At 74.3% G+C, this 16,022-nt stretch carries 18 protein-coding genes; 16 read left to right on the forward strand and 2 right to left on the reverse strand.

Annotation, left to right across the window (positions count from 1 at the left end):
* Nucleotides 1-2: 2 nt before the first annotated feature.
* The gene (locus ACF1BN_RS12965) at nucleotides 3-761 is read right to left on the reverse strand and encodes an enoyl-CoA hydratase family protein (RefSeq protein WP_392331647.1); all 759 of its coding nucleotides are present in this window, start codon (nucleotides 759-761) and stop codon (nucleotides 3-5) included.
* A 79-nt stretch (nucleotides 762-840) separates the two neighbouring features.
* On the opposite strand from ACF1BN_RS12965, the gene ACF1BN_RS12970 reads away from it, so the two are divergent.
* From ACF1BN_RS12970 to ACF1BN_RS13015, 10 genes are all read left to right on the forward strand, one after another.
* A complete protein-coding gene (locus ACF1BN_RS12970; protein WP_392331648.1) occupies nucleotides 841-1,620 on the forward strand; it encodes an SDR family oxidoreductase in 780 nt (259 codons plus the stop codon).
* 15 nt (nucleotides 1,621-1,635) lie between these two features.
* Nucleotides 1,636-2,544 carry an SDR family oxidoreductase gene (locus ACF1BN_RS12975; RefSeq protein ID WP_392331649.1) on the forward strand — a complete coding sequence of 303 codons (909 nt, stop codon included), beginning with the start codon at nucleotides 1,636-1,638 and terminating at the stop codon, nucleotides 2,542-2,544.
* Nucleotides 2,545-2,737: 193 nt separating this feature from the next.
* Complete coding sequence (locus ACF1BN_RS12980; RefSeq protein WP_392331650.1) at nucleotides 2,738-3,520, forward strand: 2-keto-4-pentenoate hydratase; 783 nt, start codon at nucleotides 2,738-2,740, stop codon at nucleotides 3,518-3,520.
* Between the two features lie 7 nt (nucleotides 3,521-3,527).
* Nucleotides 3,528-4,439 carry an acetaldehyde dehydrogenase (acetylating) gene (locus ACF1BN_RS12985; RefSeq protein WP_392331910.1) on the forward strand — a complete coding sequence of 304 codons (912 nt, stop codon included), beginning with the start codon at nucleotides 3,528-3,530 and terminating at the stop codon, nucleotides 4,437-4,439.
* 12 nt (nucleotides 4,440-4,451) lie between these two features.
* Complete coding sequence (gene dmpG / locus ACF1BN_RS12990; RefSeq protein ID WP_392331651.1) at nucleotides 4,452-5,474, forward strand: 4-hydroxy-2-oxovalerate aldolase; 1,023 nt, start codon at nucleotides 4,452-4,454, stop codon at nucleotides 5,472-5,474.
* Between the two features lie 21 nt (nucleotides 5,475-5,495).
* Nucleotides 5,496-6,650, forward strand: a complete 1,155-nt coding sequence (locus ACF1BN_RS12995) for a Rieske 2Fe-2S domain-containing protein (protein ID WP_392331652.1) — start codon at nucleotides 5,496-5,498, stop codon at nucleotides 6,648-6,650.
* Nucleotide 6,651: 1 nt separating this feature from the next.
* A complete protein-coding gene (locus ACF1BN_RS13000; RefSeq protein WP_392331653.1) occupies nucleotides 6,652-6,891 on the forward strand; it encodes a hypothetical protein in 240 nt (79 codons plus the stop codon).
* Entirely contained in the window at nucleotides 6,878-7,969 is a 1,092-nt protein-coding gene (locus ACF1BN_RS13005) for a 2Fe-2S iron-sulfur cluster-binding protein (protein WP_392331654.1), read from the forward strand. Before ACF1BN_RS13000 ends, ACF1BN_RS13005 begins: the two co-directional genes overlap by 14 nt.
* Before the next feature lie 27 nt (nucleotides 7,970-7,996).
* Nucleotides 7,997-8,773: an SDR family oxidoreductase gene (locus tag ACF1BN_RS13010; RefSeq protein ID WP_392331655.1), complete on the forward strand. Its 777-nt coding sequence runs from the start codon at nucleotides 7,997-7,999 to the stop codon at nucleotides 8,771-8,773.
* A gap of 23 nt (nucleotides 8,774-8,796) precedes the next feature.
* Nucleotides 8,797-9,255: an SRPBCC family protein gene (locus ACF1BN_RS13015; RefSeq protein WP_392331656.1), complete on the forward strand. Its 459-nt coding sequence runs from the start codon at nucleotides 8,797-8,799 to the stop codon at nucleotides 9,253-9,255.
* Here the strand turns inward: ACF1BN_RS13015 and ACF1BN_RS13020 are convergent.
* Nucleotides 9,239-10,156 (reverse strand): IclR family transcriptional regulator, encoded by a 918-nt coding sequence (locus ACF1BN_RS13020; protein WP_392331657.1) that lies wholly within the window; start codon nucleotides 10,154-10,156, stop codon nucleotides 9,239-9,241. The genes ACF1BN_RS13015 and ACF1BN_RS13020 overlap by 17 nt on opposite strands.
* Before the next feature lie 193 nt (nucleotides 10,157-10,349).
* On the opposite strand from ACF1BN_RS13020, the gene hsaA (ACF1BN_RS13025) reads away from it, so the two are divergent.
* The 6 genes from hsaA (ACF1BN_RS13025) (at nucleotide 10,350) to ACF1BN_RS13050 (ending at nucleotide 15,994) form a co-directional block, all read left to right on the forward strand.
* A complete protein-coding gene (gene hsaA / locus ACF1BN_RS13025) occupies nucleotides 10,350-11,519 on the forward strand; it encodes a 3-hydroxy-9,10-secoandrosta-1,3,5(10)-triene-9,17-dione monooxygenase oxygenase subunit (RefSeq protein ID WP_392331658.1) in 1,170 nt (389 codons plus the stop codon).
* A 156-nt stretch (nucleotides 11,520-11,675) separates the two neighbouring features.
* Nucleotides 11,676-12,842 (forward strand): 3-hydroxy-9,10-secoandrosta-1,3,5(10)-triene-9,17-dione monooxygenase oxygenase subunit, encoded by a 1,167-nt coding sequence (gene hsaA, locus ACF1BN_RS13030; RefSeq protein WP_392331659.1) that lies wholly within the window; start codon nucleotides 11,676-11,678, stop codon nucleotides 12,840-12,842.
* Between the two features lie 12 nt (nucleotides 12,843-12,854).
* Nucleotides 12,855-13,724, forward strand: coding sequence for a 4,5:9,10-diseco-3-hydroxy-5,9,17-trioxoandrosta-1(10),2-diene-4-oate hydrolase (hsaD, locus tag ACF1BN_RS13035; protein ID WP_392331660.1), 870 nt, complete (start codon nucleotides 12,855-12,857; stop codon nucleotides 13,722-13,724).
* 37 nt (nucleotides 13,725-13,761) lie between these two features.
* Complete coding sequence (locus ACF1BN_RS13040; protein ID WP_392331661.1) at nucleotides 13,762-14,655, forward strand: VOC family protein; 894 nt, start codon at nucleotides 13,762-13,764, stop codon at nucleotides 14,653-14,655.
* Nucleotides 14,643-15,125, forward strand: a complete 483-nt coding sequence (locus tag ACF1BN_RS13045; RefSeq protein WP_392331662.1) for a flavin reductase family protein — start codon at nucleotides 14,643-14,645, stop codon at nucleotides 15,123-15,125. Before ACF1BN_RS13040 ends, ACF1BN_RS13045 begins: the two co-directional genes overlap by 13 nt.
* A complete protein-coding gene (locus ACF1BN_RS13050) occupies nucleotides 15,125-15,994 on the forward strand; it encodes a MaoC/PaaZ C-terminal domain-containing protein (RefSeq protein ID WP_392331663.1) in 870 nt (289 codons plus the stop codon). The genes ACF1BN_RS13045 and ACF1BN_RS13050 overlap by 1 nt, the downstream gene beginning before the upstream one ends.
* Nucleotides 15,995-16,022: the final 28 nt, after the last annotated feature.

A 16,022-nucleotide genomic window follows, 5' to 3' on the forward strand; every position in this document is an offset into this window, starting at 1 on the left:
GCTCACGACTTGTCCTCCCTCTTGTCCGTGCCGAAGGTGTCGCGGACGCGGTCGGCGACGCCGCTGAGGTTGGCCTCGAAGGTGAAGCCCTGCTCGAAGCGGTAGCTGCGCCGGACGTCCACCGGGTCGATGCCGTTGATGGCGGCCTTGGCGAGGCGGACGAGCCGCCCGTCCTTGGCGGCGATCTCGCGGGCCAGGTCGAGGGCCGCCTCGCGCAGCCCCTCGCGCGGGACGACCCGCCACACCGAGCCGTGCCGGTGCAGCTCCTCGGCGGTGACCGTGCGGGAGGTGTAGTAGAGGGTGCGCATCAGGTGCTGGGGGACCAGGCGGGCGAGGTGGGTGGCGGCGCCGAGCGCGCCCCGGTCCAGTTCGGGCAGGCCGAAGGTGGCGTCCTCGGAGGCGACGATCGCGTCGGCGTTGCCGACGAGGCCGATGCCGCCGCCGAGGCAGAAGCCGTGCACGGCGGCGACCACCGGCACCTCGCACTCGTAGACGGCGGCGAAGGCCTCGGCGCAGCCCTGGTTGGCGCCGAGGATCGCCTCCGGGCCGGTCGCGCGCTGGATCTCCTTGATGTCGACGCCGGCGTTGAAGCCGCGGCCCTCGGCGGTGAGCACGACGCATCGCGTCCTCGGGTCGGCGCCGGCGGCGCGGACGGCGGCGGCGAGGTCGTACCAGCCGCGGACGGGGAGGGCGTTGACCGGGGGGAAGTCGACGGTGACGACGGCGACGCCCTCGTCGGGGGCGGAGGTGGAGACACCCATGAGCAGATCAGCTACCTTTCCACCAAACGTTTGTTAGGTATGAAGGTAGCAGCGGTTCGGCCGCTGCGGGAGGTGTCCCTTGGCAGTGACCATCGATCTGTCCGGCTCCGTCGCCGTCGTCACCGGCGGCACCCGGGGCGTCGGCGCCGGCATCACCCGGGCCCTGCTCGAAGCCGGGGCGGAGGTCGTGACCTGCGCCCGGCGGGCCCCCGACACACCCGTCACCGCGGCCGGCCGCACCGCCCGGTTCCTCCCCGTGGACCTCCGCGACCCGGAGGCCGTGACGGCCTTCTTCGAGCGGGTGCGGGACGACCACGGGCGGCTCGACACCCTCGTCAACAACGCCGGCGGCACCCCGTACCGGACCCTCGCCGACGGCGGTCCGGCCCAGCACGCCCGGGTCGTCGAACTGAACCTCGTCGCCCCGCTCACCGCCTCGCTCGCCGCGCACCGGGTGATGAGCCGTCAGGACGGCGGCGGGTCCATCGTCATGGTCGGCAGCGTCAGCGGCACCCGCCCGTCCCCGGGCTCCGCCGCGTACGGCGCCGCCAAGGCCGGCCTGGAGAACCTGGCCCGCTCCATGGCCGTGGAGTGGGCCCCGCTCGTCCGGGTCAACACGCTCGTCCTCGGCATGGTCCGCACCGAACTCTCCCACCTGCACTACGGCGACGAGGACGGCGTCGCCGCCGTCGGCCGCACCGTGCCGCTCGGGCGCCTCGCCGAACCCGCCGACATCGGCGACGCCTGCGTCTTCCTCGCCTCCGAACGCGCCGCGTACATCAGCGGCGCGGCCCTCCCCATCCACGGCGGAGGGGAGCGCCCCGCGTTCCTCGACGCCGCCACCACCCACCACTCCTGAAAGGCAGGACCTCACATGACCGGACTCTGCGCGGGACGCGTCGTCGTCGTCACCGGAGCGGGCCGCGGCCTCGGGCGCGCGCACGCCCTCGCCTTCGCCGCCGAGGGGGCGAGGGTCGTCGTCAACGACCTCGGCGTCGGGCTCGACGGCGCCGGCGGCGGCTCCGGCCCCGCCCGGGAAGTCGTCGAGGCGATCGTCGCCGCGGGCGGGGAGGCCGTCGCCCACGGCGGGGACATCGCCACCTCGGAGGGCGCGGCCTCCCTCGTCGCCGCCGCCGTCGACACGTACGGCGGCCTCGACACCCTCGTCAACAACGCGGGCTTCCTCCGCGACCGGATGCTCGTCAACCTCGGAGAGGACGACTGGGACGCCGTCATGCGCGTCCACCTCAAGGGCCACTTCCTCCCGCTGCGGCACGCGGCGGCGTACTGGCGGGCCGAGGCGAAGGCGGGCCGGGGCCGGCGGGCCCGGGTGGTCAACACCAGCTCGGGCGCGGGGCTGCTCGGCAGCGTCGGGCAGGGCAACTACGCGGCGGCCAAGGCCGGGATCGTCGGCCTCACGCTCGTCGCGGCGGCCGAGATGGGGCGGTACGGGGTCCAGGCCAACGCGATCGCCCCGGCGGCGCGGACGCGCATGACCGAGAGCGCCTTCGCCGAGACGATGGCCGCGCCGGACAGCGGCTTCGACGCGATGGCCCCCGAGAACGTCTCGCCCCTCGTGGTGTGGCTCGGCTCCGACGCTTCCGAAGGGGTGACCGGCCGCGTCTTCGAGGCCGAGGGCGGGCGGATCACCGTCATGGAGGGCTGGCGGCCCGGCCCCACCGACGACACGGGCACCCGCCGGACCCCCGCGTCGGCGGGTGCCACGGCCCTGAAGCTCCTCGCCGAGTCGGAACCCCCGCGACCGGTGTACGGCACCCACTGAACGAACCACGAGCGCCACGGGACGCCCCCGCGCCGGCCCCGGACCCGGCGCGGGGGCGACGTGCTCCGTGCGCCCGCGCGGACCCGCCCGCGGGGGTTTCCCGCTCACCGGGAAAGGGCGCTCACGGGGCGCGGCGGGCGCGGCCTAGCCTCGCCGGACACAGCCACCGAACCGCCCCCAGGAGGGACCCGTCATGCTCACGGACCGCCGGCGCCACGAGGCGGCCGAGCTGCTGCGCTCCGCCGAACTGGGCGTCTCGCCGATCGCCCCGCTGAGCGAGGCGTACCCCGGCATCGACACCGAGGACGCGTACGAGATCCAGCTCGTCAACATCCGCCGCCGCCTCGCCGCCGGGGCCGAGGTGCGCGGCCACAAGGTCGGCCTCTCCTCGCCCGTCATGCAGCGCATGATGGGCGTCGACGAGCCGGACTACGGACACCTGCTCCAGGACATGGAACTCACCCCCGGCGTCCCGGTCCCCGTCGCCCGCTACTGCCACCCCCGCGTCGAGGTCGAGGTCGGCTTCGTCCTCGGCGACGACCTGCCGGGGGAGGGCTGCACCCCCGAGGACGTGCTCGCGGCGACCGAACGCGTCGTCCCCGCCCTCGAACTCATCGACAGCCGCATCCGCGACTGGCGCATCACGATCGCCGACACGATCGCCGACAACGCCTCCTCCGCCGGCTTCGTCATCGGCGAGGGACGCGACCCGCGCGGGATCGACCTCAGAGCCGTCGAGGCCCGGCTGACCAGCGGCGGCGAACTCCTCGCCGAGGGCCGCGGCGACGCCGTCCTCGGCGACCCGGCCCGCTCCGTCGCCTGGCTCGCCCGTACCGTCGCCCGCTTCGGCGTACCCCTCAGGAAGGGGCACCTGGTGCTGCCGGGGTCGTGCACCCGGGCCGTCGACATCGCGCCGGGCGCCACCTTCACCGCCGACTTCACCGGGCTGGGCCCGGTCTCCCTCTCCTTCACCTGAGGTGATGATGACCCGCAAGACCAAGGCGACCGCCGCCGTCGTCGGCTCCGGCAACATCGGCACCGACCTGCTGTACAAGCTGCTCCGCTCCGACCTCGTCGAACCCCGCTGGATGGTCGGCGTCGACCCCGACAGCGACGGCCTCGCCCGCGCCCGCCGGCTCGGCCTGGAGGTCACCCACGAGGGCGTCGACGCGCTCCTGGCCCGGGCGGAGACGCCCGACCTCGTCTTCGAGGCCACGAGCGCCCACGTCCACCGCGCCAACGCGCCCCGCTACGCCGAGCTCGGCATCAGGGCGATCGACCTCACCCCCGCCGCCGTCGGCCCGGCCGTCGTCCCGCCCGCCAACCTCCGCGCCCACCTCGACCAGCCCAACGTCAACATGATCACCTGCGGCGGACAGGCCACCATCCCCATGGTGCACGCCGTCTCCCGGGTCGTCCCGGTGGCCTACGCCGAGATCGTCGCCTCGGTCGCCTCCGTCTCCGCAGGCCCCGGAACCCGCGCCAACATCGACGAGTTCACCCGCACCACCTCCCGCGGCATCGAGACCATCGGCGGCGCCGCGCGCGGCAAGGCCATCATCATCCTCAACCCCGCCGACCCGCCCGTCATCATGCGCGACACCGTCTTCTGCGCCATCCCCGAGGACGCCGACCGCGCCGCCGTCACCCTCTCCGTCAAGGAGGCCGCCGAGCAGGTCGCCGCGTACGTCCCCGGCTACCGGCTGCGCGGCGAGCCGCAGTTCGACGACCCCAGCCCCGAGAACGGAGGCATGGCACGCGTCGCGATCTTCCTGGAGGTCGAGGGCGCGGGCGACTACCTCCCGCCGTACGCCGGAAACCTCGACATCATGACCGCCGCCGCCACCAAGGTCGGCGAGGAGTTCGCCCGGGCGCTTCTCGCCCCGGGCGAGTGAGGAGCCCCTGCCATGCCCTACTCCGACACCCTCGACATCCGGATCACCGACTCCTCGCTGCGCGACGGCTCGCACGCCAAGCGCCACCAGTTCACCACCGACGACGTGCGCTCCGTCGTCGCCGCCCTCGACGACGCCGGCGTCCCGGTCATCGAGGTGACCCACGGCGACGGACTCGGCGGCTCCTCGTTCAACTACGGCTTCTCCAGGACCCCCGAGCAGGAGCTGATCAAGGCCGCCGTGGCGACCGCCCGGCGCGCCACCATCGCCTTCCTCATGCTCCCCGGACTCGGCGTCAAGGACGACATCCGGGCCGCCCACGACAACGGCGCCGGCATCTGCCGGATCGCCACCCACTGCACCGAGGCCGACATCGCGGTCCAGCACTTCGGCCTCGCCCGCGAACGGGGCCTGGAGACCGTCGGCTTCCTGATGATGGCCCACTCCACCAGCCCCGAGGCCCTGGCCCGCCAGGGCCGGATCATGGCCGACGCCGGCTGCCAGTGCGTGTACGTCGTCGACTCCGCCGGCGCCATGGTCATGGACGACGTCACCGACCGCGTCCAGGCCCTCGTCGCCGAACTCGGCGACGACGCGCAGGTCGGCTTCCACGGCCACGAGAACCTCGCCCTGGGCACCGGCAACTCGGTCGCCGCCGTCAGGGCCGGCGCCCTCCAGATCGACGGCTCCACCCGCCGGCTCGGCGCCGGAGCGGGCAACACCGCCGTCGAGGCGTTCGTCGCCGTCTGCGCCAAGATGGGCATCCGCACCGGCATCGACGTCCTGAAGATCATCGACGCGGCCGAGGACGCCGTCCGCCCCGTCATGGACGAGGAGTGCCGGCTCGACCGCCTCGCCCTGCTCATGGGCCACGCCGGCGTCTACTCCAGCTTCCTCAAGCACGCCTACCGGCAGGCCGAGCGGTACGGCGTCTCCGGCGCCGAGATCCTGCTGCGCGCCGGCGAACGACGCCTCGTCGGGGGCCAGGAGGACCAGCTCATCGACATCGCCCTCGAACTCGCCGCCCGGAACTGACCCCACCACCAGGAGAACGTGATGACTGCGCTCAACGACGAGGTCCGTGTCATCGACGCCGGACGCCCGCCCGCCCGCTTCGCCCGGGGCTGGCACTGCCTCGGCCTCGCCGACTCCTTCAAGGACGGCGAGCCGCACGAGATCGAGGCCTTCGGCACCAAGCTCGTGGTCTTCCAGGGCCAGGACGACGGACAGCTCCACGTCCTGAACGCCTACTGCCCCCACATGGGCGGGAACCTCGCCCACGGCACGGTCAAGGGCGACGCCGTCGCCTGCCCGTTCCACGACTGGCGCTGGTCGGGCGACGGCCGCTGCGCCGGCATCCCGTACGCCCGCCGCGTCCCGCCCCGCGCCCGCACCCGCGCCTGGACCACGCTGGAGCGCAACCGGCAGCTCTTCGTCTGGCACGACCCCGAGGGCAACCCGCCGCCGGCCGGGGTCACCGTCCCCGAGATCGAGGGCGTCCACGGCCCGGACGCCGGCGAGTGGAGCGACTGGACCTGGAAGACCGCGCGGGTGGACGGCTCGAACTGCCGCGAGATCGTGGACAACGTCGTGGACATGGCGCACTTCTTCTACGTCCACTACGCCTTCCCGACGTACTTCAAGAACGTCTTCGACGGGCACGTCGCCACCCAGTACATGGAGAGCGCCCCGCGCGGCGACATGGACCTGGGCAACCTCAGCTCCCCGCTGCGCTCCGACGCCTCCTACTACGGCCCCTCCTACATGATCGACTACGTCTTCACCGAGGTGGCCCCCGGCGTCGAGATGGAGATGGTGCTGATCAACAGTCACTACCCGGTCGGCGCCGACAGCTTCGTCCTCCAGTACGGGGCGATCGTCAGGAAGCTGCCCGGCATGACCGACGAGGCCGCCGCCGAGGCCGCCCGGAGCCTGATCGGGGGACTGGAGACCGGCTTCGAGCAGGACATCGAGATCTGGCGGAACAAGACCCGGATCGACAACCCGCTCCTCACCGAGGAGGACGGCCCCGTGTACCAGCTGCGCCGCTGGTACGAGCAGTTCTACGTGGACGTCGCCGACGTGAAGGACGAGATGACCCGGCGCTTCGAGTTCGAGATCGACACCCGGCGGGCCAACCAGGCCTGGCGCGCCGAGGTCGACGGGAACCTGGCCCGCCGCGCGGCCGAGACCGAAGCGGGAGCCCCCTGACATGCGCCCCGTCCAGTGCGCGGCCTGCGGCAACCAGGTCCTGTGCGAGAAGTTCAGCCCCGCCCACACCTCCGTGCAGTGGACCGCCGACGCGGCCGTCGCCTGCCCCGAGATCCGCGACCGGGTGGGGCGGGGCGCCACCAGCGCCCGGATCCGCACCTGCCGGGCGCTGCGGGCCGCCATCGACCGCGCGGTCGCGGACGGAACCCTGGAGGCCGACGGTGTCCGTGTCGACGTCTGAGCCGGCGATCACGACCGGCACCGCCCGCACCCACCGGCTCCGGATCGTGGAGGTCGTCGCCGAGACGCCCGACGCGCGCTCCCTGGTCCTGGAGCCGTCCCCGGAGAGCGCGCCGCGCTTCGCCCACCGCCCCGGGCAGTTCCTCACCCTGAGGCTGCCCGGCGCGGACGGGCCCGTCGCCCGCTGCTACTCGCTGGCCAGCTCGCCGCACACCGGCGAACCGCTGAAGGTCACCGTCAAGCGGGTGGCCGGCGGGTACGGCTCCAACTGGGTCTGCGACCACCTGGCCGCGGGCGACGAGGTGGAGGCGCTGCCGCCGGCCGGCACCTTCACCCCCGGCTCCCTCGACCACGACCTGCTGCTCGTCGCGGGTGGGAGCGGCATCACCCCCGTCCTCTCCATCGCCAAGTCCGTCCTCGCGGCGGGCACCGGCCGGATCGTCCTCCTGTACGCCAACCGGGACGAGACCTCCGTCATCTTCCGCGACGAACTGCGGGCCCTCACCGCCGCCCACCCCGGACGGCTCCTCGTCGTCCACTGGCTGGAGTCGCTCCAGGGCCTGCCGGTCCCCGACCGGCTCGCCGCCGCGCTCGCGCCGTACGCCGGCCGCGAGGCGTTCGTCTGCGGCCCCGCGCCGCTCATGGACGCGGTGGAACAGGCACTGCGCACCCTCGGCGCCCCGGGCGGACGCATCCACCGGGAACGGTTCTTCTCCCTCTCCGGGGACGTCTTCGACACCCCCGCCCCGGCGGCCGCCACCGCCCCGGCGACCGACATCCGGGAGGGGGCCGCCACCCGCGAGGCGACCGGCGCCGTGACCGTGGAACTCGACGGCGAGACCCGTACGGTCGCCTGGCCGCCGTCGGCCCCCCTGCTCGACGCGCTCCTCGCGGCCGGGGTGGACGCCCCGTACTCCTGCCGCGAGGGCGCGTGCAGCGCCTGCACCTGCCGGGTCGTCACGGGCGAGGTGCGAATGGTCCGCAACGAGGTCCTGGACGACCGCGACCTCGCCGACGGCTACGTCCTCGCCTGCCAGGCCCTGCCGCTCACCGACCGGGTCGAGATCACCTACTCCTGAGCCCCCCCGCCGACGAGGAGCCCACTCATGCCCCGTACGTACCTGGTCACCGGAGCCGCCTCCGGCATCGGCGCCGCCACCACGGCCCTCCTGCGACAGCGGGGCCACACGGTCCTCGCCGCCGACCTGGAGGACGGCGACCTCCAGGTCGACCTGTCCACCGCCGAGGGCCGGGCCGCGCTCGTGGCCGGCGCCCGCGAGCTCACCGGCGGCCGGCTCGACGCCGTCGTCTCCTGCGCGGGCGTCGCCCACTTCGACCCGCTCACCATCCGGGTCAACCACTTCGGCGCGGTCGCCACCCTCGACGGACTGCGCCCGCTGCTCGCCGCCGGCCGCGACCCGCGGGCGCTCGTCGTCGGCTCCATCGACTCCGTGCACCCCACGGACCCGGCCCTGATGGCCGCCGCGGACGCGGGCGACGAGACCGCCGCGGTGGCCGCCGCCCGCGCGGCCGTGGACCGCGGCGAGGGACACCTCGTCTACTCCTCCTCCAAGGCGGCCGTCTCCCGCTGGGTCCGCCGCGCCGCCCCCGGCGACGCCTGGGCCGGCGCCGGCATCCCGCTCAACGCCGTCGCCCCCGGAGTGGTCCTCACCCCGCTGACCCGCCCGCTCCTCGACGACCCCGCGACCCGCGCCCTCGTCGAGCGGGCCGTCCCCATGCCGTTGCGCGGCCACTCCCGCCCCGAACAGCTCGCCCCGCTCATCGCCTGGCTCACCTCGCCCGAGAACACCCTTGTCACCGGCCAGGTCGTCTTCGCGGACGGCGGCGCCGACGCCGTCCTGCGCGGCGACCGCACCTGGTGACGACGACCCGCCCCGGAGGCACCGTGCACCCCCGTACCCTCGTCCGCTCCCTCGTGGTCCCCGCCGGCCCCGACACCGTCTGGGCGCTCGTCGGAGGCTTCGCCACCCTCGGCGACTGGCACCCGCACCTCCCGCCGGCCACGGTGGAGGACGGCGCCGACCCCGACGCCCCCGGCGCCGTCCGGGCCTTCACCCTGGACGGCGCGGTCGTCGCCCGCGAGCGGCTGCTCGCCCGCGACCCCGCCGCCCGCAGCTACCGCTACACGCTCCTCGCGCCGCTCGCGCTGCCCGTCGAGGAGTACGTGGCCACCCTCGCCGTCGCACCGCACCCGGACGGCGCCGAACTCCGCTGGTCCGCCGCCTACCTCGCCCCGGACGCCCTCGTCCCGCAGGTCGAGGCCGTCTTCGGGGACGGCGTCTACGCCACCGGCCTCGACGCCGTCCGCGAACGCCTCGCCCCGGGCCTCACATCCAGTCGCTGAACCGCAGCCAGGTCATCATGTTGTCCATCGACGGCTGCGGCACCCCGGCCGGCGCGGCCCCGACCGGCTCGGCCCGCTGCTCGGTCCGCCGGCCCGGGCCGAACATCGACTGCCAGACCGAGCGGGCGCAGCCGCGCACGGCGGGGGCGATCCGCTCCAGATCCCGGTGCACGCCGTGGCCGCAGACCGAGATCGCGGCCACGGCCCGGCCCGCCCCGCGCAGCGGCGCCGCGACGCAGAAGACACCCCGGAACCCCTCCTCCTGGTCGAAGGCCACCCCGCGCTCCCGGACGAGCGCCAGCTCGGCCCGGAAGGGGTCGGGGCGGGTGATGGTCCGGGGGGTGCGGGGCCGCAGCCCGTTCCGTATCACCTGCTCCACCACCGGGGCGTCGCTGAACGCCAGGATCGCCTTGCCCGACGCGGTGCAGTACGCGGGCTGCCGGCCGCCCGTCCGCGAGGGCACGCCGGAGTCGTCCGACCCGCCGATCCGTTCCAGATAAACCACCTCGGGCCCGTCGAGGACGGTGAGGTGCACCAGATGGCCGGTCGCCTCGTGCAGCGCGTGCAGATGCGGCAGGGCCGCGCGGCGCAGCCGGTTGTGGTGCGAGGCCATCGCGCCGAGCTCCAGCATGCCCATGCCCAGCCGGTAGTCGCGGCCCTCCCGCTCCAGCCACCGCAACTGCACCAGCTGGTCCAGGATCCGGTGCGCGGAGGAGCGCCGGATCCCCGAGCGCTGCACCACCTCGGTGAGCGTCAGGCGCGGTCCGCCGCTCTGGAAGGCGCTGAGCACCTTCGCCGCCTTCTCGAGAAGCGACAGCGGCGGCAGCGGCCCGGCCTCGGCCGGCCCGGCGGCCCCCACGGCCCGCATGTCCTGGACGGGCTCGGCGGCATGCGTCGTCATCGACACCTCCCACACGGACGGCGCGACGGGCGAAGGCCCTGCCGCGTCCGTAATCTCCGGTATTGCGTGGAGAGTGCCAGAGGGGGCGGGGCGACGGGAAGGGGGTGTTCCGTCTCGGAACGGTAACGCGTAGGTTCCCTCTCGTCACCCAAGAGGAGCCCAAGATCCGGGCCCCGGCCCCGAGAGGCACCCCATGCGCGACCACGACGTCCTCACCGCGGTCCGGGCGCTCGCCCCCACCCTGCGCGAGCGCGCCGACGAGGCCGAGGAGCTGCGCCGCGTCCCCGACGCCACGATCGACGAGCTCCACGCCACCGGCTTCTTCCGCCTGCTCAGGCCCCGCGCCCACGGCGGGTTCGCCGCCGCCCCCGAGGTCTTCCACGCCGCCGTCCACGAGATCGCCCGGGCCTGCGGCTCCACCGGCTGGACCACCGCCCTCCTCGGCGTCCACCCCTGGTACGTCGCCCTCCTCGACCCCCGCGCCCAGCACGACGTGTGGGCCGGTGACGACACCGCCCTGATCTGCTCCTCCCACGCCCCAACCGGCACCGTCACCCCCGTCCCCGGCGGCTACCGGCTCTCCGGCCGCTGGCACTTCGCGGCCGGTGCCGACCACGCCCGCTGGGCCCTGCTCGGCGGACTCGTCAGCGACCCCGACGGCCTCCCGCTCGACCTGCGGACCTTCCTGGTGCCCCGCACCGACCACCGGGTCGACGACGTCTGGGACACCGTGGGCCTGCGCGGCAGCGGCAGCAACGACATCGTCGTCGACGACGCCTTCGTCCCCGCCCACCGCACCCTCGGCTACGCCCCCGTCACCACCCTCCGCTGCCCCGGCCACGGGACCAACCCCGAACCCGTCTACCGGCTTCCCTACGCGGCACTCTTCACCACCACCGTCTCCACCGTCATGGTCGGCATCGCCGAGGGCGCCTACGACCACCACGTCGACACCGCCCGCACCCACCCCGCCCTCCCGCACGGCCGCCGCGTCGCCGAGGACCCCTTCGCCCAGGTCCGCATCGCCCGCGCCGCCGGGGAGATCGACGCCGCCCGCCTCCAGCTCGCCCGCAACACCGCCGAGCTCCACGCGGTGGCCCGCGCCGGCGGCGAACCCTCCGTCGCCCTGCGCGCCCGCGCCCGCCGCGACCAGGCCCTCGCCACCGAACGCGCCCTCACCGCCGTCGACCTGCTGCGCGAGAACACCGGCGGCAGCCCCCTGCGCAGCGACGGCGACGTCCTCTCCCGCGCCTGGCGCGACCTGCACACCGGCCGCGGCCAGGCCGCCAACGACGTCACGCGCGCCCTCACCCTCTTCGGCCGCGACGCCGTCGGCCTCGACGTCCAGGACCCCATGCTCTGAACGGCCCGCGGCGCCGTCGGTCTCGACGTCCGGGACCCCGTGCTCCGAACGGCCCGCGGCGCCTTCCCGCTCAGTGGGAGCGACGCGTTCACCCCGTGACCGGCTCGCCGTACGGTCCTGGCATTCCCCCACCACGACCCGAAAGGGGATGCCCCCATGGCCGACGACGTCCTGGCAGCCATCCGCGACCTCGCCCCCGTCCTGCGCGAACGCGCCGCGGAGGCCGAGGAGCTGCGGCGCGTGCCCGACGCCTCCGTCAAGGAACTGGAGGACACCGGCTTCTTCCAGCTGCTCCAGCCGAAGACCTTCGGCGGCCGCGCCGCCGACCCGGTGAGCTTCTACACGGCCGTCAAGGAGATCGCCAAGGCCTGCGGATCGACCGGCTGGGTCGCCTCCGTGGTCGGCGTCCACCCCTGGCACGTCGCCCTCTACGACCCGCGCGCCCAGCAGGAGGTGTGGGGCGAGGACCAGAAGACCCGCATCGCCTCCTCCTACGCCCCCACCGGCAAGGCCGCCGCCACCGAGGGAGGCTTCCGCCTCTCCGGCCGCTGGCACTTCTCCTCCGGCTGCGACCACGCCCGCTGGGCCCTCCTCGGCTGCCTCGTCACCGACGCCGAGGGCAAGCCGGTCGACATGCGCACCTTCCTCGTCCCCCGCTCCGACTACCGCGTCGACGACGTCTGGGACACCGTCGGACTCCGCGGCACCGGCAGCAACGACATCGTGGTGGACGACGTCTTCGTCCCCGAGCACCGCGCCCTCAGCTTCGGCCCCGTCACCGCCCTCGACGTGCCCGGCCACGAGGTCAACCCCGAACCCGTCTACCGGCTGCCCTACGCCGGCGTCTTCACCACCACCATCGCCACCCCGATCGTCGGCATCGCCGAGGGCGCCTACGACTCCTACGCCGAGGCCACCCGCAAGCGGTTCCGCGTCTCCTACGGCCAGCAGGTCGCCGAGGACCCCTTCGCCCAGGTCCGCATAGCCCGCGCCGCCAGTGACATCGACGCCGCCTGGCTCCAGCTCACCCGCAACATCGGCGCCATGTACGCCCTCGCCGAGCGCGGCGAGGAACTGCCCATGGAGCTGCGCACCCGCACCCGCCGGGACCAGGTGCTCGCCACCGAACGCGCGGTCGCCGCGATCGACCTGCTCATGGAGAACGCCGGCGGCAACGCCATGCGCACCGGCTCCGGAGCCGTCCAGCGCGCCTGGCGCGACGCCCACACCGGCCGGGGCCACGCCGCCAACGACCCCGAGCGCGCCCTCGTCATGTACGGGCAGTGCGCCCTCGGCATCGACGTCCAAGACACCATGGCCTGAGAGGTGCCGCAGATGACCGCGCCCACGTACGCCTCGACCTCCCGCACCGCCCAGGCGGCCGGACTCACCCTCCACTACCACGAGGCCGGACCGGCGGACCGGCCCGACGCCCCCGTCGTGATCATGCTGCACGGCGGCGGCCCCGGCGCCTCCGGCTGGAGCAACTTCGGCGGCAACCTCCCCGTCTTCGCCCGGGAGTTCCGCACCCTCCTCGTCGACCAGCCCTGCTTCGGCCGCTCCGACAAGCCCGAGCTCGACCGGGACTACTTCAGCTACAGCGCCCGTGCCGTCGCCGCCCTCATGGACGAACTCGGCATCGAACGGGCCCACTTCGTCGGCAACTCGCTCGGCGGCGGCACCGCCGTCCGGATCGCCCTCGACCACCCGGGGAAGGCCGACAAGCTCCTCCTGATGGGCCCCGGCGGCATCTCCGTCAACCTCTTCGCACCGGACCCCACCGAGGGCATCAAGCGCCTCTTCGAGTTCAACGCCGCACCCGAGCCGACGAGGGACCAGCTCCGCGCCTTCCTCTCCGTCATGGCCTACGACCGGTCCGTCGTCACCGACGCCCTGGTCGAGGAGCGGTGGGCCTCCGCCACCGACCCCGAGACCCGGCTCGGCTCCGCCCGCATGGCCGCCTCCTTCGCCGACCCCGCCTGGGCCGAGGCGACCATGCTCTGGCGCGAGGCCCACCGGATCACCCGGCCCGTGCTGCTCACCTGGGGCCGCGAGGACCGCGTCAACCCGCTCGACGGCGCCCTCGTCGCCCTCAAGGCGATCCCCGACGCGCGCCTGCACGTCTTCCCGCACTGCGGCCACTGGGCCCAGACGGAGCAGGCCGACGAGTTCAACCGCCTCGCCGTCGACTTCTTCACCCACTGACCCCGCCGAACCCCCTCAGCGAACACAGAGGTTCCCCATGGACATTCGCGCACTCGGCTACCTGCGCCTGGAGACCACCCGCCTCGACGAGTGGCGCCGCTACACCCTCGACATCCTCGGCATGGTCGAGGCCCCCGACTCCACCGACACCACCCTCCTGCTGCGCGTCGACGACCGCGCCCACCGCCTCGCGATCCAGGCCGGCGAGAGCGACCGGCTGCTCGCCGCCGGCTGGGAGCTCGCGAACGCCGCCGCCCTCGCGGACGCGGCCGCCGCGCTGGAGGCGGCGGGCGTCGCCGTGAAGACCGCCGACGCCGCCGAACTCGCCGAGCGCCGCGTCCAGGGCCTGATCCACCTCACGGACCCCTGCGGCAACCCGCTGGAGCTCTACTGGGGACAGGCCCAGGACCACACCCCGCTCGCCACCCCCTACGGCAACCGCTTCGTCACCGGCGACCTCGGCCTCGGCCACGTCGTCCTGCCGGTCCCCGACATCGAGGCGGCCCTCGACTTCTACGAGAACCTCCTCGGCTTCCAGCTCCGCGACTCCATGAAGCTCCCGCCGCAGGCCGTCCCCACCGCCGCCGAGCAGCGCGACTTCCACTGGATGCACTTCCTGAGCCCCAACCGCCGCCACCACAGCCTCGGCCTCTACCCCGGCGCCCTGCCCCCCGGCATCGTGCACTTCATGGTGGAGCTGGAGACCCTGGACGACGTCGGCCTCGGCCTCGACCGCATGCAGGCCGCCGGCGTGCCCATCGCCTCCAGCCTCGGCCGCCACACCAACGACCGCATGCTCTCCTTCTACGCCCAGGCGCCCGGCGGCTTCCAGGTCGAGTACGGCTGGGACGGCCTGGTCGTCGACCCCGCCACCTGGGTCGCCAAGGAGATCACCGCCGACAGCGTCTGGGGCCACCAGTGGAACGGCTGATCGACCCCGCGGTCTTCCGCGACGTCCTCGGACGCTTCGCCAGCGGCATCACCGTCGTGGCGGCCCTCGACGACGGCGAGCCCGCCGGCTTCGCCTGCCAGTCCTTCGCCTCCCTCTCCCTCGACCCCCCGCTGGTGATGCTCGCCGTCGGCCGCTCCTCCACCAGCTGGCCGAGGATCGAACGGGCCGGCCGCTTCTGCGTCAACATCCTCGCCGAGGACCAGCGGACCACCTGCGCCGCCCTCGGCCGCAGCGGCCCCGACAAGTTCGCCGGCGTCCCCTGGAGCGTGAGCGAGCACGGCACCGTGCGGATCGACGGCGCCCTCGCCCACGTCGAGTGCGAACTGCACGAGGTGTACGAGGCCGGAGACCACCACCTCGTCACCGCCCACGTCGTCGCCCTCGACGCCGGCGAGGACCGCGGGCCGCTGCTCTACTACCGCAGCCGCTACGCCGTCGGGGCCTTCTGATGCCCATCGACCCCGACAAGGCGAAGGCCGCGCCCCCGGTGCGGACCGAGGTCGTCTGGGACGACCGCGCGGTGCGCCTGTACCACCTGGCGCTCGGCGCGGGCGTCCCCGAGACCGACCCGCGCGAACTGCGCTACGTGTACGAGGGCCACGAGGACGGCCTCCGGACCCTGCCCACCTTCGGTGTCGTCGCCGGCGGCACCGGAGGAGTCGGCTTCCAGGTCTTCGAGGTGCCCGGCGTCGACATCGACCTCGCGCACGTCCTGCACGGCGGCCAGGAGATCACCGTCCACCGCCCGCTGCCCTCCGCCGCCCGCGCCACCGCCGTCACCCGCCTGACCGACGTGTACGACAAGGGGAGCGCCGCCGTCCTCGTCCAGGAGTCCACCCTCCTCGGCGAGGACGGCGCCCCCCTCCTCACCCAGCGCAACCACGTCTTCGTCCGCGGTGAGGGAGGCTTCGGCGGCGACCGCGGCCCCTCCGGCCGCCTCCCCGCCCCGGACCGCGAACCCGACCTGCTCCTCGACATCCCCACGCTCCCTCAGCAGGCCCTGCTCTACCGGCTCACCGGCGACTGGAACCCCCTCCACGCCGATCCGGCCACGGCCCGCCGGGCCGGCTACGACCGGCCCGTCCTGCACGGCCTGTGCACCTTCGGCATGGCCGTCAAGGCCGTCACCGACCGGTTCCTCGACGGCGACGCCGCCGCCGTCACCGGCTGCCGCACCCGCTTCGCCGGGGTGTTCCTCCCCGGCGAGACGCTCCGCCTGCGGATCTGGCACACCGCCGACGGCCACCGGCTGACCGCCACGGCCGCGGACCGCGACGACGCCCCCGTCCTCACCGACGCCCGCGTCACCACCCGCTGAACCGGCCCCGACCGCCGGACCGACTCCC

Source organism: Streptomyces sp. NPDC014861, assembly GCF_043081625.1.
Classification (GTDB): domain Bacteria; phylum Actinomycetota; class Actinomycetes; order Streptomycetales; family Streptomycetaceae; genus Streptomyces.